The following is a 22,717-nucleotide window of genomic DNA, read 5'->3' as shown; positions in this document are numbered from 1 at the left end:
ACGTGACGCCCATGACCGATGACTGCACTGTCGCCCTGCTCGGCACCGGCACCATGGGAGCCGGGATGGCCCGCAACATCGCGGCTGCCGGCCTCACCCTCCGGGTGTGGAACCGGAGCCGGGAGAAGGCCGAGCCCCTCGCCGACGTCGCCCACGTGGCGGACTCGGTGGCCGAGGCAGTCGAGGGAGCCGACGTGGTGCTCACGATGCTGTACGACGTCGACAGCGTCGCCGAGACCATGGAGCAGGCCCGGGGACACCTCGGCGCCGATGCGGTGTGGCTGCAGCAGAGCACCGTCGGGGTCGAGGGCGCCGACCGGCTGGCGAGCCTCGCCGAGGACCTCGACGTGATCTTCGTGGACGCTCCTGTGCTCGGCACCCGCAAGCCCGCCGAGGACGGCACCCTGGTGGTGCTCGCCTCAGGACCGGACAGCGCCCGACCCCGGGTCGCCCCGGTCCTCGACGCCATCGGCAGCCGCACCATGTGGCTGGGCGAGGCCGGCGCGGGCAGCCGGTTGAAGCTCGCGGCGAACGCCTGGGTCGTCACCGTGCTCGAGGGAGTGGCCGACTCGCTGGCGCTCACCCGGGACCTCGGGCTGGACCCGGCGCTGTTCCTCGAGGCGGTCGGGGGCGGGCCGCTGGACTCGCCGTACGTCCAGCTGAAGGGCAAGGCGATGCTCAGCGGGACCTTCACCCCGGCGTTCGCGCTGGCCGGTGCGCTCAAGGACGTCGACCTGATCCTCGCCGCGGCGAAGGGTGCCGGGACGGACCTCGGCCCGTTGCCGGGGATCCGCGACCACCTCGCCAGGGCCGTCGACGCCGGGCACGGCGACCTCGACATGTCCGCGACCTGGCTGGAGCACTAGTCGAGCAGGTCGAGGCCCGTCCGCTCGCGGAGCTCGTCGAGCGTGGCGCCGTACGTCGCCCGGACCCGCACCCCCTCCGGGGTGATCTCGAAGACGCCGTGGTCGGTGTAGGCCCGGCTCACGCAGGCCACCCCGGTCAACGGGTAGGTGCAGTCGGCGACCAGCTTGGAGGTGCCGTCCTTGGCGAACAGCGTCATCATCACGAACACGTCCTTGGCGCCGATCGCGAGATCCATCGCGCCGCCCACGGCCGGGATCGCGTCCGGGGCGCCGGTGTGCCAGTTGGCGAGGTCGCCGCGGACCGAGACCTGGAACGCGCCGAGCACGCACACGTCGAGGTGCCCGCCGCGCATCATCGCGAACGAGTCCGCGTGGTGGAAGTACGACGCACCGGGCGTCTCCACGACGGGGATCTTGCCGGCGTTGATCAGGTCGAGGTCGATCTCGTCGCCGACGGCGGCCCGGCCCATGCCGAGCATGCCGTTCTCGGTGTGCAGCGTGACGCCGCTCTCGAGGTCGAGGTGGTCCGCGACCAGGGTGGGCTGGCCGATGCCGAGGTTCACGTAGGCGCCGGTGGGGATGTCCGCGGCGATCAGCTTCGCGATCCCCTCCTTGGACAGCGGAGTCTTGCCCAGTGGCTCGGATGAGAGCTGCTCGGCGCTCATGCCGCGGCTCCCTGCTCGATGCGGACCACCCGGTCGACGAAGATGCTCGGCGTCACGACGTTCTCCGGGTCCAGCGAGCCGGTGTCGACGACGTTGCTGACCTGGGCGACGGTCGTGGTCGCCGCGGTCGCCATCACCGGCCCGAAGTTGCGCGCGGTCTTGCGGTAGACGAGGTTGCCGGTCCGGTCCGCGGTGTGCGCCTTGATCAGCGCGTAGTCCCCGGGCAGGGGGTACTCCAGCACGTAGTCCCGGCCATTGATCGTGCGCTGCTCCTTGCCCTCGGCCAGCGGCGTGCCCACGCCGGTCGGGCCGAAGAAGGCTCCGATGCCGGCTCCGGCGGCGCGCATCCGCTCGGCGAGGTTGCCCTGGGGCACGACCTCGAGCTCGATCTTCCCCGCGCGGTAGAGGTCGTCGAAGACCCACGAGTCGCTCTGCCGGGGGAAGGAGCAGATGATCTTGCGGACGTTGCCGGTCTTGAGCAGTGCGGCGAGCCCGACGTCCCCGTTGCCGGCGTTGTTGTTCACCACGGTGAGGTCGGTGGCGCCGTGGCGGCGCAGTGCGTCGATCAGCTCCATCGGCTGGCCCGCGGGACCGAAGCCGCCGATCAGGACAGTGGCCCCGTCGGGGATGTCGGCGACGGCCCGGTCGGCCGCGTCGGCCTGCTCCAGCACCTCGGTCACCGGTCGTCCCCCTGGTTCACGTTCTCCAGCACCACGGCGAGGCCCTGGCCGACGCCGATGCAGATGGCGGCGACACCCCAGCGGTGGTTGCCCTCGCGCAGGATCTTCGAGAGCGCGCCGAGGATCCGGCCCCCGGAGGCGCCGAGTGGGTGCCCCAGCGCGATCGCGCCGCCGCTGATGTTGACCAGCTCGGTGTCGAGTCCCTCCTTGGCCCAGGCGTCCATGCACACCAGCGACTGCACCGCGAACGCCTCGTTGAGCTCCACCGCGCTGACGTCGGACCAGCTGATCCCGGCACGCGCGAGCGCCTGGTTCGCGGCCTCGACGGGGGCGTAGCCGAAGTCCTGGGGGGCCACGGCGTGGGCGCCACGTCCGGCGATCCGGGCCACGGGTGCAGCGCCGATCAGGCCGGCCGCCCGCTCCGAGCCCAGCAGTACGGCGGAGGCGCCGTCGGTCAGCGGGGAGGCGTTGCCCGCGGTGATCGTCCCGTCCTTGCGGAACGACGGCCGCAGCTTCGCCAGGGACTCCACGGTGGAACCGGCGCGCACGTTCTCGTCCCGGGTGGCGTCGGTGCCGGGCACCGGCACGACGTGGTCGTCGTAGAAGCCGCGCTCCCAGGCCGCGTGCGCGAGGTTGTGGGAGCGGACGGCGAACTCGTCCTGCCGCTCGCGGGAGACGTCGTACCGCTCGCGCAGCTGCTCGTTGGCCTCACCCAGGGAGACCGTCCACTCGGCCGGCATCTGCGGGTTGACCAGTCGCCAGCCGAGCGTGGTCGAGACGGCCTCGACGTTGCCGGCGGGGAACGCGCGGCTCGGCTTGGGCAGCACCCAGGGCGAGCGGGTCATCGACTCGACGCCGCCGGTGAGCACGATCTCGGCATCGCCGGTCTCGATCATCCGGGAGCTGTTCATGGCCGCGTCCAGGGAGGAGCCACACAGCCGGTTCATCGTGGTGCCGGGCACGCTGACGGGGTAGCCCGCGAGCAGGCTCGCCATCCGGGCGACGTTGCGGTTGTCCTCCCCGGCGCCGTTGGCGTTGCCGAGCACGACCTCGTCGACGGCGGCCGGGTCGAGGCCCGGGTTGCGCTCGCGTACGGCGGTGAGCACGGCCGCGGCCAGGTCGTCGGGGCGTACGCCGGACAGGCCCCCGTTGAACTTGCCGAACGGCGTGCGCACGGCGTCGTAGACATAGGCGGACATCAGGCTTCCTCTCCCTCTTCGTCGAGCTCGGCCAGCACCCGCTGGGCGATCCGGAAGGCGGTGTTCGCGTCCGGGACGCCGCAGTAGATCGCGGTCTGCAAGATGAGCTCCTTGATCTCGTCGTTGGTCAGCCCGTTGGTCCGCGCCGCCCGCAGGTGCATCGCGAGCTCCTCGTGGTGGCCCCGGGCGATCAGCGCGGTCAGCGTGATCAGCGACCGGCTGCGGCGGTCGAGGCCGGGGCGGGTCCACACCCCGCCCCAGGCGTACTCGGTGATGAACTGCTGGAACTCCCGGGTGAGGTCGTTGGCGCCGGCCAGCGCGCGGTCGACGTGAGCGTCACCGAGGACCTCGCGGCGCACCACCAGCCCCGCGTCGTACGCCGAGACGGGACCCGGCTCCTCACCGAGGAAATGCTGTCGCAGCAGGGCGGCGACCGCGTGCGGGCGTTCGGCCGGGGCGAGGTGGGCGACGCCCTCGAGCTCGACGAACCGGCCGTCGCCGACCCCGTCCGCGAGGGCCCTCAGGCTCGCCGGGGGAGTGGCCACGTCGTCGGACCCAGCGACGGCGAGGACCGGCGCCGTGATCTCGCCGAGCCGGGAGCGCACGTCGAACTCGGCGAGGGCCTGGCAGGTCTGCACGTAGCCGCGGTCGTCTGCCTCGGACAGGGCGTGCAGCAGCGCCGAGCCCACGTCGGGGGAGCGGTCCAGGAAGCCGGGGCCGAACCAGCGTTCCGCGGACCCGGCCACCATCACCGGGGTGCCCGAGGCCTCCACCTGCTCGATCCGGCTGGTCCAGGAGTCGTGGTCGCCGACCTTGGCGCCCGTGCACAGCAGCGCGGCCCCGGCCACGCGGTCGGGATGGTCGAGCAGGAGCTGCAGGCCCACGCAGCCACCGACCGAGACGCCGGCGTAGTGGAACCTGCCCCGGAACTCGTCGCGCTGGTCGAGGATCTCCTCCACGACCCGCAGCACGCCCGCGGCGAGCTCGGCCATCGTGAACGGCTCCTCCCCGACGCTGTGGTTGTAGCCGTGACCGGGCAGGTCCCAGGCGACCACGTCGAAGGCGTCGGTGAGGCCGGCCGCGCACTGGGTCCACAAGGTGGCGGCCGAGGTGCCCAGGGAAGGGCCCAGGACGAGCAGCGGCAGCTCGGCACGGTGGGCGGCGCCGGTGAGGCGCACCGCGGTGATGGTCGGGACGGTCACGTCTTCTCCTGGTGCTGCTCGTCACGGGCGCGGTCGAGGATCTCGTCGATGATCCTGCCGGTCGCGCCCAGGTACTGGCTGGGGTCGAAGTCGGGCTGCTGACGTGCGCCGTCGCCGAAAAGGTCGCGGATGCTGCGCTGCTCGGCCAGCAGGGCAGAGCTGCGCTGCCGGACCAGGGACGCCATCTGGCCGGTGTCGACGTGCAGGCTCGCGAGCAGCTCGGCGGTCTGGGAGCCGGCGGTCACGGTGCGCCGCGACAGCGTGGCCAGCGCCGACCACTCCGTGTGCCAGCCGCCGTCGGGTCGTTCGTCGACGCTGGTGGCGGCAGCGAGGTGCACTTGGGCTGCGCTCGCCGGCGCGGCGAGGGCGGCGCGACGGATCAGCACCGAGAGCACGGGGTTCGCCTTCTGCGGCATCGTCGAGGAGCCACCCCGCCCCTCCACCGGGTCCTCGGACAGCTCGCCGAGCTCAGGCCGGGCGAGCAGGAGGACGTCGTTGGCGATCCGGCCCCACGCATCGGTGGCCCCGACCAGCGCGTCGGCGTACGACGTGAACGGGGCGCGGTTGGTGTGCCACGGGACGCCGGGCTCGAGGCCCAGAGCCCGTGCTGCTCCGGCGGCCACGGCCGAGGCGTCGGTGCTCGCCCCGGAGAGCGCGACCAGCTCGTGGGTCGCGGCGAGGGTACCGGCGGCGCCGCCGAACTGGGCCGGGAGCCGAGCTGCTGCCCGGCGTACCTCTGCACGTGCGTCGAGGACGCCGTGCAGCCACTGCGCCGCCTTGAGGCCGAAGGTGACGGGCACGGCGTGCTGGGTCAGGGTGCGCCCGGCCATCAGGTGCTCGCGGTGCCGCTCGGTGAGCAGCACCAGGCTGTCCACCTGGGAGTCGAGGTCCGCGACCACCCGGCGGGCGCAGTCGCGGGCACAGAGCACCAGGGCGGTGTCGAGGACGTCCTGGCTGGTCAGCCCGCGGTGCACCCACGTCGCCGCCGCCGGGTTGCGCTCCTGGAGGCGGCTGCGGAGCAGGGCCAGCATCGGCAGCACCGGGTTGCCGGAAGCCTCCGCGCCCAGCGCGACCGCGTCGGTGTCGCGCGCGGTCACCAGGCCGGCGAGATCGTCGCGGGCCTCGGCCGGTACGACGCCCGAGGTCACCAGCGACTGCAGCCAGGCTGCCTCCACCCGGACCATCGCGGCGAGCACCGAGGCCGGGGTGAACACACGCTGGGCCCGCTCGTCGCCGGGCCAGAGCAGGTCCGGCATCAGGCCCCCGGGAACTGCAGGAAGACGGTCTCGCGCTCGCCCTGGAGGCGGATGTCGAAGCGGTGGCCGTGCTCGTCGGGCTCGGTGACCAGGGTGCTGCGGCGGTCCTCGGGGAGCGAGGCCAGCAGCGGGTCGTCCGCGGTCGCGGGTCCCGGGAGGTAGGCGCGGGTGAACAGCCGGTTCAGCAGGCCGCGGGCGAGGACGGTCACCGCGAAGAACGGCGCCGCCCCGGCCTCGGTGGGTCCCGGCAGCAGGGTGGTGAACGAGTAGTGGCCGTTGTCGTCCACGGCCGCGCGGCCCCAGCCGGTGAACGTCCAGCCGTCACGGCGCAGCGAGCCCTCCACCTGGGGAACGGCGCCGTCGACGTCGGCCTGCCAGATCTCGATCAGCGCGTCGGGGACCGGCTGCCCCGCGCCGTCGGTGACGGTCCCGTGCAGGCGGACCGCGTCCCGGTGCCCCGGTGGGACGAGCTCGCTGTCACCGGGGAAGGGCAGCGCATAGCCGTAGAAGGGGCCGACGGTCTGGCCCGGAGTTGGGGGAAGCGTCTGGGTCATCGCTGGGCCTCGTCTTCCATCGGGGTGCGGTGGGTGCCGGTGAGCACGATGTCCCACCGGTAGCCGGTGGACCACTCGTGGCGGGTCACGTCGTGGTCATAGGTGGCGACCAGGCGGGCCTGGGCGTCGGGGTCGACGATGGACTGGTAGATCGGGTCCAGGGCGAACAGGGGATCACCGGGGAAGTACATCTGGGTGACCATCCGCTGGGTGAACTCGGTGCCGAAGAGCGAGAAGTGCACGTGCGCGGGCCGCCACGCGTTGTGGTGGTTCTTCCACGGGTACGGCCCGGGCTTGATCGTGCTGAAGGTGTAGCGGCCCTCGCCGTCGGTCAGCGTCCGGCCCGCGCCGGTGAAGTTCGGGTCGAGCGGGGCCGGGTGCTGGTCGCGCTTGTGCACGTAGCGGCCCGCGGCGTTGGCCTGCCAGATCTCCACCAGCTGGTGGCGCACCGGGCGACCCTCGCCGTCCACGACCAGGCCGGTGATGGTGATCCGCTCACCGATGGGCTCACCGGTGTGCTGGATGGTGAGGTCGGACTCGGCGCCGGCGACGTCGCGGTGCCCGAAGCACGGCGCCCAGAGCTCGATCGTCTCCGGGTCGGCGTGGTGCAGGTCCTTGGTCGGGTGCCGCAGCAGGCTGCTGCGGTACGGCGCGTAGTCCAGCCGGGGCTGGGTCTCCACTCCGGCTGCCGGGTCGTAGGCGGCGGCGATGCCGGCCATCTCGTGGTTCATCTCGGCCTGCGAGGACACGGCGGAGTCGGAGTCGGTGGCGGGCGCGTGCGGCGCGGTCTCCTGGGGCTGGGTCACCAGACGAACCTACGACGAACGGCCTTCCGCCGTCGTTGCCGGTTTTCGCTGAGTGGAAGACATCGCTGGAGGTCTGCGAACGCCCGCTGCGACGGTGGTGGAACCCCCGACAAGGAGCTCACCCATGGCAGCACCCTCCAGCACACCCGTCCGCTCGGAGACCGGCATCTGGCCGGTCCTGCTCTGCTGGGTCGCGGTGGCCCTCGACGGCTTCGACCTCGTGGTCCTCGGGGCGGTGATCCCGACGCTGTCCAAGAGCGGCGACCTCGGCTTCACCGACTCGACGCTGACGATGACCTCCACCGTCGGTCTCGTCGGGGTCGGCATCGGGGCGGTGGCCGTGGGGCCGCTGACCGACAGGTTCGGCCGCCGTACCACCCTGATCAGCAGCATCGCCGCGTTCTCGGTGCTCACGCTCCTGATCGCGGTGGCCCAGGACGTCACCCAGTTCACGGTCCTGCGGTTCCTCGCCGGGCTCGGCCTCGGTGCCTGCCTGCCCACCGCGCTGGCGTTCATGACCGAGCACGCCCGCGAGGGCCGCGGGGGGAGCGCGGTCACCCGGATGATGACCGGCTACCACGTGGGTGCGGTGCTGACCGCCGTGCTGGCGCTGTGGCTGATCGACGACTACGGCTGGGAGTCGATGTTCGTGGTGGGCGGTGTCGTCGGCCTGCTCACGCTGCCCGTGCTGTGGTTCAAGCTGCCGGAGTCCACGACGTTTCTCGAGGCGGTGGCCGCCCGCGAGCGCGGCGAGGTGACCGTGGCGGTCCGGAGCCGCGACGTCATCAAGGGCCGGTACCTCGCGGTGAGCGCCGGTCTCTGGGTCGCGTCGTTCATGGGCCTGCTGCTCGTCTACGGGCTGAACACCTGGCTGCCGAAGATCATGGGGGAGGCCGGCTACTCCATCAAGGCCGGCACGGGACTGCTGCTCGTGCTGAACGTGGGCGCGGTGATCGGCCTGCTCGTGGCCGGACTGATCTCGGACTCGCGCGGCAACAAGCCGACCGTGCTGCTCTGGTTCGGTCTCGCGGCGGTCTTCCTGGCGGCGCTGTCGATCAAGATCGAGAGCTCTTTCCTCGTCTACGCCGCGGTGCTGCTCACCGGCATCTTCGTGTTCAGTGCGCAGGTGCTCGTCTACGCGTTCGTCGGGCACCTGTACCCGCCGCAGATCCGCGGCACCGCGCTCGGGATGGCGGCGGGGATCGGCCGGGTGGGGGCGATCGTGGGACCGTTCCTCGGGGGCGCGCTGGTCACCGCGGGGATCGCCTACCCGTGGGGCTTCTACGCCTTCGCGGTGGCCGCACTGCTCGCCGTGCTCGCCCTGGCGACGGTGCCGGCGCACGTGCGGGAGAGCTAGCGGCCCCTGAGAGGATTGGGGTGTTCCCCCTCCCCGAGAAGAAGGACCCTCGATGCCGCTTGACCCCGTCTGGCTCAGCTCCTACCCCGAAGGGGTTCCGCACACCCTGGAGTACGCCGACACCACCGTCCTGGACCAGTTCGAGGCGACGGTGCAGCGATTCGGCGACCGGCCGGCGATGGACTTCCTGGGACGCACCACCACCTACGACCAGCTCGACGAGCGCGTACGCCGTACCGCCGAGGGGCTGCGTCGGCTGGGGGTCGAGGCCGGGGACCGGGTGGCGCTGCTGCTGCCCAACTGCCCGCAGAACGTGATCGCCTTCTACGCGGTTCTGCGGCTGGGTGCGGTCGTGGTCGAGCACAACCCGCTCTACACCGCCAGCGAGCTGCGGCACCCGTTCGCCGACCACGGGGCCGAGGTCGCGATCGTCTGGGACAAGGCCGTCCCGGTGGTCGAGCAGCTGCAGGAGGACTCCGCGGTGAAGACCATCGTCGCGGTCGACCTGACCCTCGAGCTGCCGCTGCTCAAGCGACTTGCCCTGCGGATCCCGGTGACCAGGGCGCGGGAGTCACGCGCCCAGCTCACCGGTCCGGCGCCGCACGCGATGCCGTTCGCCGAGCTGGAGTCCGCCCCGCCGATCGCCGACGACCACCCGCGGCCGGTGGCCGAGGACGTCGCGCTCCTGCTCTACACCTCGGGGACCACAGGCGTGCCCAAGGGTGTCCCGCTGCGGCACCGCAACCTGGTGGCGAACGTCGTCCAGGGCCGCGCCTGGGTGCCCGGCCTGGTGGAGGGTCGCGAGAGCTTCCTGTGCGCGCTGCCGATGTTCCACGCCTACGGCATCACCATCAGCGTCCTGTTCGGGGTCAGCCTCGGCGCGAAGCTGGTGCTGTTGCCCAAGCCCGAGATCGGGCTGCTGATGGACGCGTTCAAGCGCGAGGTCCCCACCTTCGTCCCCGCCGTGCCGCCGCTCTACGCGCGGATCGCCGAGGCGGCCGAGGAGCGCGGGATCTCGATCAAGGGCGTGCGCTACGCGCTCTCGGGTGCGATGCCGCTGCCGGCCGACCTCGTGGAGCGCTGGGAGGCGGCCACGGGCGGGCTGCTCGTCGAGGGCTACGGGCTCACCGAGACCTCCCCGGTGATCGTCGGCAACCCGATGAGCTCCGCGCGCCGGCCGGGGTCGATCGGGGTGCCGTTCCCCGACGTCGAGGTCCGCATCGCCGACCCCGAGGACCTCTCGGTGGACGTGCCGCCGGGGGAGCGGGGCGAGCTGCTCGTCCGGGGGCCGCAGGTCTTCGAGGGCTACCGCGGCCTGCCCGAGGAGACCGCCGCCGCGCACCACGAGGGCTGGTTCCGCACCGGGGACGTGGTGGTGATGTCGCCGGACGGGTTCATCACGATCGTGGACCGGATCAAGGAGATCATCATCACCGGCGGCTTCAACGTCTATCCCAGCGAGGTGGAGCGCGTCCTGCGCGAGCACGCCTCGGTGGAGGACGCGGCCGTGGTCGGGATGCCGTCGACCAGTGGCAGCGAGCAGGTCGTCGCGGCCGTGGTCCTGGTGCAGGGTGCCGACCTCGACGTCGAGGAGATCGGCACACACCTGCGCGAGGCGCTCTCGGCGTACAAGGTGCCGCGCCGGATCATCGCCGTGACCGAGCTGCCGGTGAACCAGATGGGCAAGGTGCTGCGCCGCGAGGTCTCCTCGATGCTCCTGGACGAGTGACCTGACCTCCACCCAGTGGAAGGATGGGGTGCATGGCGGGCAACCTGTCCCAACCGGGCACCTCGGTCACCAGCAGGGCTCTGGCCCTGCTGGGCGCCTTCGACGGACGTCACCGCCAGCTCTCGCTGACCGAGCTGGCCGCGCGGGCTCACCTCCCGCTGCCCACCGCGCACCGGCTGGTCGCCGAGCTCGTCGAGTGGGGCGCCCTGGCGCGCACAGCCACGGGTGAGTACGTCGTGGGGCGGCGCCTGTGGAGCGTGGGGCTGCTCGCCCCGGTGAACACCGGCCTGCGTCAGCTCGCCTCGCCGTACCTGCACGACCTGTACGGCGCGACCCTGGCCACCGTCCACCTCGCGGTCCGCGAGGGCAACCACGTGCTCTACCTCGACCGGCTCTCCGGCAACGCCTCGGTGCCGGTGGTGAGCACGGTCGGGTCCCGGCTGCCGATGCACGCCACCGGGGTCGGCAAGGTGCTGTTGGCCCACGCGCCCGCCGAGGTGCAGGCCGAGGTCCTCGCGCACCTGGACCGGGTCACGCCGTACACCGTGAGCCAGCCGGGCGCGCTGCGGCGCCAGCTCGTCCGGGTGCACAAGGACGACTACGCCACGACGCAGGAGGAGATGAGCCTGGGCGCCTGTTCCGTGGCAGTGCCGGTGCGCGCGCGCCGGCAGGTGGTCGCCGCCCTGGGTGTGGTGGTCCCGGACCTGCGGCGCACCCGCGCCCAGCTGGTCTCGGCGTTGCGGGTCGCCTCCGGCGGTATCGGCCGCGCCCTGAACGAGCAGGTGGATCCGGACGAGGGGTTCCACTGAGCGAAAGGCCGGGGTGGGACCTCGCCGCTGCGCGCCGGATGATCGAGGAATGCCGCCTGTCCAGGAACGCACCACGGTCGCCATCGTCGGAGGCGGCCCCGCAGGGCTGATGCTCTCCCACCTGCTCGCCCGCTCCGGGATCGAGTCCGTGGTGGTCGAGCTGCGCTCGCGCGCCGAGATCGAGCAGACCCACCGGGCCGGCATCCTGGAGCAGGACAGCGTCCGGATGCTCGTCGAGACCGGTGTCTCGGACCGGGTGCTCCGGGAGGGGTACCGGCACGAGGGCATCGAGCTGGCGTTCGGAGGCGGCGGTCACCGGATCGACTTCGAGGGTCTCGTCGGCGCCTCGGCGCAGCTCTACCCGCAGACCGATGTGTTCACCGACCTCGCCGATGCCCGCGAGCGCGACGGCGGCGACGTCCGGTTCGGGGTCAGCGAGGTCTCCGTCGCCGACGTCACAGGCGAGGCTCCCGTGGTCCGGTTCACCGACTCCGGTGGCCAGGCGCACGAGCTGCGCTGCGACTACCTCGTCGGGTCCGACGGCTCCCGCAGCGTCTGCCGGCAGGCCTTCCCCGAGGCCAAGCGGCGGCAGTACTTCCGCGAGTACCCCTACGCCTGGTTCGGGATCCTCTGCGAGGCCCCGCCGAGCGCGCCCGAGCTGATCTACAACCACTCCGAGCGCGGCTTCGCGCTGATCAGCCAGCGCACCGAGTCCCTGCAGCGGATGTACTTCCAGTGCGACCCCGCCGAGAACCCCGCCGACTGGTCCGACGACCGCATCTGGGAGGAGCTCCAGGCCCGGGTCGGGGCCAACGGGTACACCCTGCGGGAGGGCCCGATCACGTCGCGGACGGTGCTGCCGTTCCGCAGCTTCGTCCAGGAGCCGATGCGGCACGGGAACCTGCTGCTCGCCGGGGACGCGGCGCACACGGTCCCACCCACCGGCGCCAAGGGGCTCAACCTCGCCCTCGCCGACGTGCGGGTGCTCGCCGAGGTGCTGGAGCAGGTCGTCTCCCGCCGGGATCCGGACCTGCTCGACGACTACACCGAGCGCGCGCTGGACCGGGTGTGGAAGGCCCAGCACTTCTCCTACTGGATGACCACGATGCTGCACCTCGCACCGGAGGCCAGCCCGTTCGACGTACGCCGACAGACCGGCGAGCTCGCGATGCTCACGTCGTCCCGGGCCGGGGCGACCTACCTGGCGGAGGGTTACACCGGCTGGCCGGCGCCACGCTGAGGGAATGCACACTTCGCGAGAAAAGCCCATAAGGGACATAACCGGTCCAGACCGGTGCCGACGAGCCATAGCCATTCTGGGTCAAAACCCATAGTCACTTCGGGCTATTTCCGCGTGTTGCTCTTAATGACAAATCGGACTTGCCGTTCTCTGGAGGGAAGGCAAGGGAGTTCCAAGATGATTGCAACAGAAGCGGCCCTGTACGGGTCGTCGAGTGCCAGCGGATCTGGCGCAACGGTGGTGCTGGTGTGCAGCTGTGGCCAGGAGATCGGCGGGAGCAAGCGGGTGCACTGCCCGCGGTGCGGCTGCTGCCTGAACTGACGATCGCCGTAGGGTGACCTCCGACCAGTCAGGAGGGACCCTTGGCCCAGCAGCCGAACCGTGCAGGCGCTTCCGCGACCTCCGCGGTGTGGACGCTGCCCAACATCGTCTCCATGGTGAGGTTGGCCGGCGTGCCGCTGTTCCTGTGGCTGGTGATGGGCCCCGAGGCCGACGTCTGGGCGCTGGTCGTGCTGATGGTCTCGGGCTTCACCGACTGGCTCGACGGCTACTTGGCGCGACGGCTGAACCAGACCTCGAAGCTGGGGGAGATCCTCGACCCGGTCGCCGACCGGCTCTACATCCTGGCCGCGGTCATCGGACTGCTCTACCGCGACATCATCCCGTGGTGGGTGGCGATCCTGCTGCCCCTGCGCGACGCGTTCCTGTGGTGCCTGGTCCCGTTCCTGCGGACCCGTGGGTACTCCGCGCTGCCGGTGCACTATCTCGGCAAGGCGGCCACCGCTGCCCTGCTCTACTCCTTCCCGATGCTCTTCCTCGGTGACGGCGACGGCCCCGTCGCGGTCCTCGCGGAGGTCTTCGGATGGGCCTTCGCCATCTGGGGGATCGGGCTCTACTGGTGGGCCGGCCTCCTTTACGCTTGGCAGGTGCGCAAGCTGATGGCCGACAGGGATCGGCGCGCCCCGGACTTCTCGGACACCTGAGGTGGCCACCCCCGACCGGCTCCCGCCACAGGCGGCGATGGGCCTGCTCGACTACCTCACCACCCACACGCTCGACGAGGACTACGCCTTCGCCTCCGAGCAGAAGCAGTCGGCGGACACGCGGCCACCGCCGCGTCGTCCGGGCCTGGTTGCCGCCGCGGTGATGGTGGTCTTCGCGTTCCTCGTCGTCACCGCCGCCGTCCAGACGGCGCGCAACTCCTCGCGCGACGAGGGCGAGCGCCGCCAGCTCGCCGAGCAGGTCAGCTCCGCGCGGGCGCAGCTGGAGGACGAGCGTGCCCAGCTGGTGAAGCTCCGGGTGGAGGCCGCGACCCTGGAGTCGCGGCAGCTGCGCAGCGACACCTCGGCGCGCGGGCTCCTGGCGAACATCAACCTGCTGGGGATCAAGGCGGGGACCGTGGCGGTGCGCGGCCCCGGCGTACGGCTGGTGGCCGACAACGCCCCGAACGCGGACAGCCCGCGCAACGAGGTGCTCGACACGGACCTGCAGCGGCTGGTCAACGGGCTCTGGGAGGCCGGCGCGGAGGCGATCGCCGTCAACGGGCAGCGGCTGACCAACCTGAGCACGATCCGGCTCGCCGGCGGGGCGATCACGATCAACGCCCGCTCGCTGCGACGTCCCTACGTCGTCAACGCGATCGGCAACCCGGACACGCTGCCCGCACGTTTCGCAGAAACCTCCAGCGGTCAGGCATGGTTGGACCTGCAACGCGAGGTCGGCCTGCAGCTGAGCATCACGCCGCTGTCCTCTGTGCGACTTCCCGGAACCGAGGTCTCGTTGCGCTATGCCAACAGTAAGTAGGAGAGCGTCATGATCGCGATCATCGGGCTGATCGTCGGCGTCGGGCTCGGGCTGTTCCTGACACCCGACGTGCCGCTGTACCTCGAGCCCTACCTGCCGATCGCTGTCGTGGCCGCGCTCGACGCCGTCCTCGGAGCCTTCCGCGCCTTCCTCGACGGGATCTTCGACGACAAGGTGTTCGTGATCTCGTTCATCAGCAACGTGCTCATCGCCGGCATGATCGTCTTCCTCGGCGACAAGCTCGGCGTCGACGCGCAGCTGTCCACCGGCGTCGTGGTCGTGCTCGGCATCCGGATCTTCTCCAACGTGGCCGCGATCCGGCGCCACATCTTCCACGCGTGAGCCCGATGAGCGAACCCGAGACCCCGGAGCAACAGGAGACCCGTCCGGCCACTGGCATCGACCGGTTGCGCCGCGCCTTCTTCCGGCCCTCGCGCGGGCAGGCCGTGGTCGCGGTCCTGGTGGGGGTGCTGGCCTTCGCGGCGGTCACCCAGGCGCGGCTGACCGGCGACGACGACACCTACGAGGGGCTGCGCCAGGACCAGCTGATCCAGGCGCTCAACGGGCTCCAGTCGGCCTCCCGCAAGGCCGAGCGCGACATCGCCGAGCTCGAGGCGACCCGCGACCAGCTGCGCAGCGGCAGCCAGCGGCGTACCACGGCCCTCGAGCAGGCGCGCCGCGAGCTGCAGACCCTGGGCGTGCTGGCCGGGACGCTGCCGGCGACCGGGCCCGGGGTGCGCGTCACCGTGGAGGACCCCAAGCGGGAGCTCAGCCTGAACAACCTGCTCGACGGCATCGAGGAGCTGCGCAACGCAGGCGTGGAGGCGATCGAGATCAACGACCGCGTCCGCGTGATCGCCCAGACCTCGTTCGAGGACGACCCCGACGGCATCAGGGTCGACCGGGTGGTGCTCCAGGCGCCCTACGTCATCGACGCCATCGGAGACCCCGACACCCTCGCCGGCGCCTTGAAGTTCCAGGGCGGGTTCACCGACGACGTCGAGGCCGAGTCCGGCACGGTCTCGGTCGAGAAATCGGACCGGATCGACGTCAGCGTGACCCGGACCCCGGCGAAACCCCGCTACGCCGAAGCGGTCCCCGGGCAGTAGCCTCGGAGTCCCGACAACCGAGGAGCAGCGTGATTCCCGAAGAGCTGAAGTACACCTCCGAGCACGAGTGGCTGCGCGAGCCCGGTCAGGCCGAGGGATCGGTCCGCGTCGGCATCACCGACTTCGCCCAGGACGCGCTCGGCGACATCGTCTTCGTGCAGCTTCCCGAGGTCGGCGACACGGTCACCTCCGGCGCCGTCGTGGGGGAGCTGGAGTCGACGAAGTCCGTCAGCGAGGTCTACGCGCCCCTGGGTGGCGAGATCGTCGCCCGCAACGAGGCGCTCGACGCCACTCCCGAGCTGGTGAACACTGATCCCTACGGCGACGGGTGGCTATTCGAGATCGTCGCGGACAACTCCGGTTCCGCCGACCTGCTCGACGCCGCGGCGTACCAGGCGACACTCGAAGCCTGAAGCCCACGACGCTGGTAGGTTGACGCCCAGAACCCTGACCCTTCACTGCGGCTTCAAGGTTCAGCGCACGGATTCCGACGAGGACGGGAAGATCGAGATGGCCTATTGCTCGCAGTGCGGGAGCCAGAACCCCGACACCTCCAGGTTCTGCTCGCAGTGCGGCACTCCGCTGGCTCCAGCCGCCAGCGAGACCCCGCCGGTCGACGCCACCACCACGATCACCTTCGGTACGCCGACCAAGGGCGAGACCGACGACCGGACCTCGCTCAACGCCGCGGACGCGGCAGCGGTGGATGCGCTTCCCGCGCACAGCGCCCTGCTCGTGGTGCAGCGAGGGCCCGGCGCCGGCAGCCGCTACCTGCTCGACTCAGACCTCTCCACCGTGGGCCGGCACCCCGAGAGTGACATCTTCCTCGACGACATCACCGTCTCGCGTCGCCACGTGGAGTTCCGCCGTACGGGCGGGATCTTCCGCGTCCACGACGTCGGCAGCCTGAACGGCACCTACCTCAACGGCGATCGCGTCGACGACGCGGAGCTGCAGAACGGTGACGAGGTGCGCATCGGCAAGTTCCGGCTGATCTTCTTCGCCAGCGACGCGAAGGACAGCTGAACGTGCGCCAGACGGCCCAGAAGATAGGCCGGATCACCATCGGGCAGGCAGTCGCCGACCTGAAGGCGGAGTTCCCCGACGTCGACATCAAGGAGTCGAAGATCCGGCACCTCGAGAACGAGGGCCTGGTCGAGCCGGAGCGGACCCCCTCGGGGTACCGGAAGTACTCCGTGGAGGACATGGAGAAGCTGCGCTACATCATCCGGGCGCAGCGGGAGCACTACCTGCCGCTCAAGGTCATCCGCGAGCACCTCGACGCCCTCGACCGCGGCCTCGAGCCGCCGCCCTTGAGCGGCTCGCCCAGCATCCCGGGCGCGCTGATGGCCAACCCGTTCCCCGGGGTGGAATCGCTGCTCTCCGGGCACTCCGAGGTGCGGATCTCGCGGCGCGAGCTGGTCAAGACCGCCGAGATCACCGAGGAGCTGCTGGACGCGCTGGAGAACTACGGCCTGGTGCGCCCGCGGCCCGGTTCCAAGCACTACGACGCCGACGCCTTGGTGATCGCCAAGGTCGCCGGTGAGCTGGCGGCGTACGGCATCGAGCCCCGGCACCTGCGCTCGTTCAAGACCGCAGCCGACCGCGAGGTGGGACTGATGGAGCAGGTCGTCTCCCCGATCCGGCGCAGCCGCGAGGAGGGCGCAGAGGGGCGAGCGGCCCAGACCATGGACGAGATGGCCGTGCTCTCGGTGCGGTTGCACGCCGTACTGGTGAAATCGGGCCTGCGATCCCTGCGCTGACTCCATCGCCGGACCAGTAGGCTGAACTCGTGCGCGAGGTAGAGGTTGTCGGAGTAAGGGTCGAGCTGCCCTCGAACCAGCCGATCGTGCTCCTGCGGGAGCTGGCAGGGGAGCGGTACCTCCCCATCTGGATCGGCGCGGTGGAGGCGACCGCGATCGCCTTCGCCCAGCAGGGCGTGGTGCCACCGAGGCCGCTGACCCACGACCTGCTGCGAGACGTCCTCGAGGCGACCGGCAACGAGGTCACCGAGATCCGGATCACCGAGATGCGCGACAACGTCTTCTACGCCACCGTGGTGCTGTCCTCGGGGGTCGAGGTGAGCGCCCGTCCCTCCGACTCCATCGCCCTGGCGATGCGGACCGGGTCCAAGATCGTCTGCTCCGAGGAGCTGCTCGACGACGCCGGGATCCTGGTGCCCGACGAGCAGGAGGACGAGGTGGAGAAGTTCCGTGAGTTCCTCGACCACGTCTCGCCCGAGGACTTCGAGAAGGATCAGGGGCAGCCGCCCGCCTGAGGGGACCTTCACCCTCAAGTTGAACTTGAAGGTTTGGCCGACACGCCGCGCGCCTCTTTGACCAACCCTCAAGCGAAGGTTTACCTTCACAATGTCTTCGCTGTAACTCCAAGGCTGCGATTCTCCTGACCCAGGTCAGCAGGAACCCTCGTCCGGCCACCCTTTCGGGGGTTACGCTCAGTGAAGTTGACTTCGGAGGTAACAGTGGGCATCAAGTACGAATCGCAGTCGGACAAGGTGGCGCTGGAGGCAGCGCTGCACGCCGACGAGCAGGGTCTGCTCTTCGACGACGACGTCTCGACGCTGCCCCAGGACCTCGGCTACCGCGGCCCCACCGCCTGCGCCGCAGCCGGCATCACCTACCGCCAGCTCGACTACTGGGCCCGCACCGGCCTGGTGGACCCCACCGTGCGCGGCGCCGCCGGCTCCGGCACCCAGCGCCTCTACGGCTTCCGCGACATCTTGCTCCTCAAGGTGATCAAGCGCCTCCTCGACGCCGGCATCTCGCTCCAGCAGATCCGCACCGCAGTGGCCCACCTGCGTGCCCGCGGCACCGACGACCTGACCCGCGTCACCTTGATGAGCGACGGCGCCACCGTCTACGAGTGCACCAGCAACGACGAGGTCATCGACCTGCTCCAGGGTGGGCAGGGCGTCTTCGGCATCGCGATCGGGGGAGTGTGGCGCGAGATCGAGGGGTCCCTGGCCGAGCTGCCCTCCGAGCGCACCGCCGAGTCCGCGGTCGAGTCCGCCGACGACGAGCTCGCGACGCGGCGCAAGGCCCGACTCACAGGCTGATAGATTCGGTCCTGCTGACAAACCCGCATGGGAGAGCTCCCGGACCGGCTCGCAGAGCCACCCGGGGCGCCGAAGGGGCAACTCCTCCCGACAACCTCTCAGGCTCAAGGACCGTGCGGGCTGGCACTCAGGAGCAGCATCTGTTGTGACTGAGGGGAGGCGTACTCACCCGTTGCCGGTAGATCGCCTCACGCTCAGGAGCCACATGTCACAGCGAACCCTCGCCGCAGCCCTGGACCAGCGCCCGTTCAGCGAACGCCACATCGGCCCGGGCGAGCATCAGGTCGCCGAGATGCTCAAGGCGCTGGGGCTCAGCAGCCTCGAGGCGCTGATGGACGACGCGGTCCCGGGGCGGATCCGCTCCTCGGGCCTCGACCTGCCCCCAGCCGCGACCGAACGCGCGACCGCCGCCGAGCTGCGCGAGATCGCCGACCTGAACAACCCGCTGGTGCCGATGATCGGCCTGGGCTACCACGGCACGATCACCCCGCCCGTCGTACGGCGCAACGTGCTGGAGGACCCCTCCTGGTACACCGCGTACACGCCCTACCAGCCCGAGATCAGCCAGGGCCGGCTCGAGGCGCTGATCAACTTCCAGACGATGGTGGCCGACCTCACCGGGCTGGAGACCTCCAACGCGTCCCTGCTCGACGAGGGCACCGCGGCCGCCGAGGCGATGACACTGGTGCGGCGGGCGAACAAGAAGGCCACCGGGCCGTTCGTGGTCGACGCCGACGCGCTCCCTCAGACGATCGAGGTGGTCCGCACCCGCGCCCGGGCGATGGGCATCGAGGTCGTCGTGGCCGACCTCTCCGACGGGGCGCAGGGCCTGCCTGACGGTGAGCTCAGCGGCGTGCTGGTGCAGTACCCCGGCGCCTCGGGACGGGTCCTGGACCCACGGGCGGTGATCGAGGAGACCCATGCCCGCGGCGGCCTCGCCGTGGTCGCGGCCGACCTGCTCGCCCTGACCCTGCTGGAGTCCCCGGGCACCCTGGGTGCGGACGTGGCGGTGGGCTCCTCCCAGCGGTTCGGCGTCCCGCTGTTCTACGGCGGCCCGCACGCCGGCTTCATGTCCGTGCGCAAGGGCCTCGAGCGGCACCTCCCCGGCCGGCTGGTCGGCGTCTCCGTGGACTCGGCCGGACGCCCGGCGTACCGGCTCTCGCTGCAGACCCGCGAGCAGCACATCCGGCGCGACCGGGCCACCTCCAACATCTGCACCGCCCAGGTGCTGCTCGCGGTGGTGGCCTCGATGTACGCCGTCCACCACGGCCCCGACGGCCTCACCCGGATCGCCCGCGGGGTGCATGCCCAGGCGGCGGTGCTGGCCGAGCGGCTGCGCCAGGGAGGCGTCGAGGTGGTGCACGACGCGTTCTTCGACACCGTGCTCGCCCGGGTCCCGGGCCGGGCGTCCGAGGTGGTCGAGGCGGCCCGCGCCGCCGGGGTGCACCTGCGGCTGGCCGACGAGGACCACGTCGGGATGAGCACCTCCGAGGTCACCGACGCCGACGTCCTCGACGTGGTGCTGGGGGCCTTCGGGGTCGGCTCGACCAACGGGGACGGCTCGACCAACGGGGACGGCTCGATCGGTGGGGACACCGTCGTCGAAGCCCTCCCCGCCGCGCTGCGTCGTACCACCGACTTCCTGACCCACGAGGTGTTCAACACCCACCGCAGCGAGACCTCGATGCTGCGCTACCTGCGTCGGCTCTCCGCGCGCGACTACGCGCTGGACCGCGGGATGATCCCGCTGGGCTCGTGCACGATGAAGCTGAACGCGACCACCGAGATGGAGCCGGTCAGCCTGCCCGGGTTCGCCGACCTGCACCCGTTCGCGCCGGCCGAGGACGCGCTGGGCTACCGCCGGCTGATCGACCAGCTGGAGTCGTGGCTGGCCACGGTGACCGGCTACGCCCGTGTCTCGATCCAGCCCAACGCCGGGTCCCAGGGCGAGCTCGCCGGTCTCCTGGCGATCCGCGCCTACCACGACGCCAACGGCGAGGGGGAGCGCCGCGTGTGCCTGATCCCGGCCTCGGCGCACGGCACCAACGCGGCCTCGGCGGTGATGGCCGGGATGAAGGTCGTGGTGGTCAAGTCCGCCGACGACGGGTCGGTCGACATGGACGACCTGCGCAAGCAGTGCGAGGAGCACCGCGACGACCTCGCAGCGATCATGGTCACCTACCCCTCGACCCACGGCGCCTACGAGGACACCATCGTCGACCTGTGCGAGCTGGTGCACGCGGCCGGCGGGCAGGTCTACGTCGACGGCGCGAACCTGAACGCGCTGCTCGGGTATGCGCGTCCCGGCGAGTTCGGTGGCGACGTCTCCCACCTGAATCTGCACAAGACGTTCTGCATCCCGCACGGCGGCGGCGGGCCGGGCGTGGGCCCGGTCGGCGTACGCGAGCACCTGGCGCCGTACCTGCCCTCGCACCCGATGCACCCCGAGCCGGAGAAGCGCACCGGGATCGGGCCGATCAGCGCCGCGCCGTACGGCTCCGCGGGCATCTTGCCGATCTCCTGGGCCTACGTCCGGATGATGGGGGCCGAGGGGCTGACCCAGGCCACGGCGGTCGCCGTGCTCTCCGCGAACTACGTCGCGCACCGCCTCGGCGAGCACTTCCCGGTGCTCTACCGCGGGCACCACGACCGGGTGGCGCACGAGTGCATCCTCGACGTCCGCGGGCTGACCAAGAGCAGCGGCGTCAGCGTGGACGACGTCGCCAAGCGGCTGATCGACTACGGCTTCCACGCCCCGACGATGAGCTTCCCGGTCGCCGGCTCGCTGATGGTGGAGCCGACCGAGAGCGAGGACCTCGGGGAGCTCGACCGGTTCTGCGAGGCCATGATCGCGATCCGGGGCGAGATCGCCCGGGTCGAGGCAGGGGAGTGGACCCCGGAGACCTCGCCGCTGCGCGGTGCCCCGCACACGGCGGCCTCGGTGCTGGTCGGCGAGCAGGAGCGGGCCTACCCCGTCGAGCTCGCGGTGTTCCCCGCCGGCCCGGACCCGGACAAGTACTGGCCGCCGGTGGGCCGGATCGACCAGGCCTACGGCGACCGCAACCTGGTCTGCGCCTGCCCGCCACCCGAGGCGTTCGCCGTCGAATGAGGGAGCACCACTACCAGGCGGTCCTCGACCGCTACCAGGCCGAACGCAGGCTGCCCTCGATCGTCGCGGGCGTGCTCGAAGGTCCCGAGCTTGCGTGGAGCGGTACGGCGGGCGCGGAGACGACCGTGGACACGCAGTACCGGATCGGGTCGATCACCAAGACGATCACCGCCGTGCTCGTGATGCAGTGCCGCGACGACGGGCTGCTCGACCTCGACGACCCGGTCGCTCGCTTCCTGCCCGAGTCGGGCTACGGCGCCGCCACGGTGCGGCAGCTGCTGGCGCACACCTCGGGGATGCAGAGCGAACCGGCCGGCCCGTGGTGGGAGCGCTCGCCGGGCGTCCCCGTCGAGGAGCTGCTCGCGGCCAACGACGGGTCCGACGCGGTCTTCGGGCCAGACGAGCACCACCACTACAGCAACCTGGGCTACGGACTGCTCGGCGAGGTGGTCGCGCGGCTGCGCGGGCGCCCCTGGGCCGAGCTGGTGCAGGAGCGGGTGCTCGATCCGCTCGGCATGACGCGGACGTCGTACCTCCCGCAGGAGCCGTACGCCCGCGGCTTCAGCGTCCACCACCTCGCCTCCACCCTGACCGAGGAGCCGCTGCACGACACCGGCGCGATGGCTCCCGCGGGCCAGCTCTGGAGCACGCTGTCGGACCTCGTCAGCTTCGCCGCGTTCCTGATGGCCGGCGAGCCCGACGTGCTGTCGGTGCGCACGCTGGCGCAGATGCGGCAGCCGGTGCCGCCCGCGATCGACTACGGGCTCGGCGTCCGGCTGGTGCCGTACGCCGCCGGGGTGCTCGCCGGCCACACCGGCTCCATGCCGGGGTTCCAGTCCGCTGTCTTCGCCGACCCGCTGAACCGGGTCGGGGTGGTCGCGCTCACCAACGGCACCACGGGGTTCTCCGGTCCTGAGCTGGCGCTCGCGCTGCTGGGCGACCACACCCCCGCGGCGATGCCGACGTGGCGCCCGGCCGACTCGGTGCCCGAGTGGGCCGCCGAGCTCCTGGGCTACTGGCACTGGGGGAACTCCGCCTACGAGGTCCGCTGGAACCGCGACCGGCTGGAGTGGCGCGATCTCGCCCGCGGCGCCGTGGCCGAGCAGTTCGGCCTCACCGGCGACCGGATCATCGGCCTGGCCGGCTACCACCACGGTGAGACCCTTCACGTCGTACGCCGCGACGACGGATCGGTGGACCACCTCGAGTGCGCCACCTTCGTCTACACCCGCACGCCCTACCCGGAAGGACCCTGAC

23 protein-coding genes and 1 riboswitch are annotated in these 22,717 nt (G+C 71.3%); of the genes, 16 read left to right on the top strand and 7 right to left on the bottom strand.

Annotated elements, in window-relative coordinates:
- Nucleotides 1-11 precede the first annotated feature (11 nt).
- Nucleotides 12-866: an NAD(P)-dependent oxidoreductase gene (locus AC4BGC_RS09770; RefSeq protein ID WP_490555379.1), complete on the top strand. Its 855-nt coding sequence runs from the start codon at nt 12-14 to the stop codon at nt 864-866.
- On the opposite strand, the gene AC4BGC_RS09765 is transcribed toward AC4BGC_RS09770, so the two are convergent.
- Genes AC4BGC_RS09765 through pcaH form a run of 7 tightly spaced genes read right to left on the bottom strand, consistent with a single transcriptional unit; the run spans nt 863 to nt 7,228 of the window.
- Entirely contained in the window at nt 863-1,531 is a 669-nt protein-coding gene (locus tag AC4BGC_RS09765; RefSeq protein WP_490555378.1) for a 3-oxoacid CoA-transferase subunit B, read from the bottom strand. The genes AC4BGC_RS09770 and AC4BGC_RS09765 overlap by 4 nt on opposite strands.
- Nucleotides 1,528-2,211 (bottom strand): 3-oxoacid CoA-transferase subunit A, encoded by a 684-nt coding sequence (locus tag AC4BGC_RS09760; RefSeq protein ID WP_490555376.1) that lies wholly within the window; start codon nt 2,209-2,211, stop codon nt 1,528-1,530. Before AC4BGC_RS09760 ends, AC4BGC_RS09765 begins: the two co-directional genes overlap by 4 nt.
- Nucleotides 2,208-3,410, bottom strand: coding sequence for a thiolase family protein (locus AC4BGC_RS09755; protein ID WP_490555374.1), 1,203 nt, complete (start codon nt 3,408-3,410; stop codon nt 2,208-2,210). The genes AC4BGC_RS09760 and AC4BGC_RS09755 overlap by 4 nt, the downstream gene beginning before the upstream one ends.
- Nucleotides 3,410-4,612 (bottom strand): bifunctional 3-oxoadipate enol-lactonase/4-carboxymuconolactone decarboxylase PcaDC, encoded by a 1,203-nt coding sequence (gene pcaDC, locus AC4BGC_RS09750; RefSeq protein WP_490555373.1) that lies wholly within the window; start codon nt 4,610-4,612, stop codon nt 3,410-3,412. The genes AC4BGC_RS09755 and pcaDC overlap by 1 nt, the downstream gene beginning before the upstream one ends.
- Nucleotides 4,609-5,868 carry a lyase family protein gene (locus AC4BGC_RS09745; RefSeq protein ID WP_490555372.1) on the bottom strand — a complete coding sequence of 420 codons (1,260 nt, stop codon included), beginning with the start codon at nt 5,866-5,868 and terminating at the stop codon, nt 4,609-4,611. Before AC4BGC_RS09745 ends, pcaDC begins: the two co-directional genes overlap by 4 nt.
- On the bottom strand, nt 5,868-6,422 hold the full coding sequence (gene pcaG, locus AC4BGC_RS09740; protein WP_490555370.1) for a protocatechuate 3,4-dioxygenase subunit alpha: 555 nt from the start codon (nt 6,420-6,422) through the stop codon (nt 5,868-5,870). Before pcaG ends, AC4BGC_RS09745 begins: the two co-directional genes overlap by 1 nt.
- Nucleotides 6,419-7,228 (bottom strand): protocatechuate 3,4-dioxygenase subunit beta, encoded by an 810-nt coding sequence (gene pcaH, locus AC4BGC_RS09735; RefSeq protein ID WP_490555369.1) that lies wholly within the window; start codon nt 7,226-7,228, stop codon nt 6,419-6,421. The genes pcaG and pcaH overlap by 4 nt, the downstream gene beginning before the upstream one ends.
- A gap of 124 nt (nt 7,229-7,352) precedes the next feature.
- On the opposite strand from pcaH, the gene AC4BGC_RS09730 reads away from it, so the two are divergent.
- From AC4BGC_RS09730 to AC4BGC_RS09660, 15 genes are all read left to right on the top strand, one after another.
- Entirely contained in the window at nt 7,353-8,585 is a 1,233-nt protein-coding gene (locus tag AC4BGC_RS09730) for an MFS transporter (protein WP_490555367.1), read from the top strand.
- Nucleotides 8,586-8,637: 52 nt separating this feature from the next.
- Nucleotides 8,638-10,314 (top strand): long-chain-fatty-acid--CoA ligase, encoded by a 1,677-nt coding sequence (locus AC4BGC_RS09725; RefSeq protein WP_490555366.1) that lies wholly within the window; start codon nt 8,638-8,640, stop codon nt 10,312-10,314.
- Between the two features lie 32 nt (nt 10,315-10,346).
- On the top strand, nt 10,347-11,123 hold the full coding sequence (locus tag AC4BGC_RS09720; RefSeq protein ID WP_490555365.1) for an IclR family transcriptional regulator: 777 nt from the start codon (nt 10,347-10,349) through the stop codon (nt 11,121-11,123).
- 49 nt (nt 11,124-11,172) lie between these two features.
- The gene (locus AC4BGC_RS09715) at nt 11,173-12,363 is read left to right on the top strand and encodes a 4-hydroxybenzoate 3-monooxygenase (RefSeq protein ID WP_490555364.1); all 1,191 of its coding nucleotides are present in this window, start codon (nt 11,173-11,175) and stop codon (nt 12,361-12,363) included.
- A gap of 362 nt (nt 12,364-12,725) precedes the next feature.
- On the top strand, nt 12,726-13,346 hold the full coding sequence (gene clsA / locus AC4BGC_RS09710) for a cardiolipin synthase ClsA (protein ID WP_490544047.1): 621 nt from the start codon (nt 12,726-12,728) through the stop codon (nt 13,344-13,346).
- Nucleotide 13,347: 1 nt separating this feature from the next.
- The gene (locus AC4BGC_RS09705) at nt 13,348-14,166 is read left to right on the top strand and encodes a DUF881 domain-containing protein (RefSeq protein ID WP_490544048.1); all 819 of its coding nucleotides are present in this window, start codon (nt 13,348-13,350) and stop codon (nt 14,164-14,166) included.
- A gap of 9 nt (nt 14,167-14,175) precedes the next feature.
- A complete protein-coding gene (locus AC4BGC_RS09700) occupies nt 14,176-14,508 on the top strand; it encodes a small basic family protein (RefSeq protein ID WP_490544049.1) in 333 nt (110 codons plus the stop codon).
- A gap of 5 nt (nt 14,509-14,513) precedes the next feature.
- The gene (locus AC4BGC_RS09695) at nt 14,514-15,275 is read left to right on the top strand and encodes a DUF881 domain-containing protein (protein ID WP_490555739.1); all 762 of its coding nucleotides are present in this window, start codon (nt 14,514-14,516) and stop codon (nt 15,273-15,275) included.
- 29 nt (nt 15,276-15,304) lie between these two features.
- Entirely contained in the window at nt 15,305-15,688 is a 384-nt protein-coding gene (gcvH, locus tag AC4BGC_RS09690) for a glycine cleavage system protein GcvH (protein ID WP_490544050.1), read from the top strand.
- A 19-nt stretch (nt 15,689-15,707) separates the two neighbouring features.
- A complete protein-coding gene (locus AC4BGC_RS09685; RefSeq protein ID WP_490544051.1) occupies nt 15,708-16,301 on the top strand; it encodes a double zinc ribbon and FHA domain-containing protein in 594 nt (197 codons plus the stop codon).
- A 2-nt stretch (nt 16,302-16,303) separates the two neighbouring features.
- The gene (gene ftsR, locus AC4BGC_RS09680; RefSeq protein ID WP_490544052.1) at nt 16,304-17,038 is read left to right on the top strand and encodes a transcriptional regulator FtsR; all 735 of its coding nucleotides are present in this window, start codon (nt 16,304-16,306) and stop codon (nt 17,036-17,038) included.
- 29 nt (nt 17,039-17,067) lie between these two features.
- A complete protein-coding gene (locus tag AC4BGC_RS09675; RefSeq protein WP_490544053.1) occupies nt 17,068-17,553 on the top strand; it encodes a bifunctional nuclease family protein in 486 nt (161 codons plus the stop codon).
- Nucleotides 17,554-17,763: 210 nt separating this feature from the next.
- Entirely contained in the window at nt 17,764-18,351 is a 588-nt protein-coding gene (locus AC4BGC_RS09670; protein ID WP_490546763.1) for a MerR family transcriptional regulator, read from the top strand.
- Nucleotides 18,352-18,369: 18 nt separating this feature from the next.
- Nucleotides 18,370-18,475: riboswitch (glycine riboswitch) on the top strand.
- An 81-nt stretch (nt 18,476-18,556) separates the two neighbouring features.
- Entirely contained in the window at nt 18,557-21,460 is a 2,904-nt protein-coding gene (gcvP, locus tag AC4BGC_RS09665; RefSeq protein ID WP_490555363.1) for an aminomethyl-transferring glycine dehydrogenase, read from the top strand.
- Nucleotides 21,457-22,716 carry a serine hydrolase domain-containing protein gene (locus tag AC4BGC_RS09660; RefSeq protein WP_490555362.1) on the top strand — a complete coding sequence of 420 codons (1,260 nt, stop codon included), beginning with the start codon at nt 21,457-21,459 and terminating at the stop codon, nt 22,714-22,716. Before gcvP ends, AC4BGC_RS09660 begins: the two co-directional genes overlap by 4 nt.
- Nucleotide 22,717 lies beyond the last annotated feature (1 nt).

This window comes from Nocardioides sp. Z38_18, from assembly GCF_058215695.1.
Note: the sequence above shows the minus strand (reverse complement) of the source record. Positions and strands in the feature narration are given on the sequence as shown.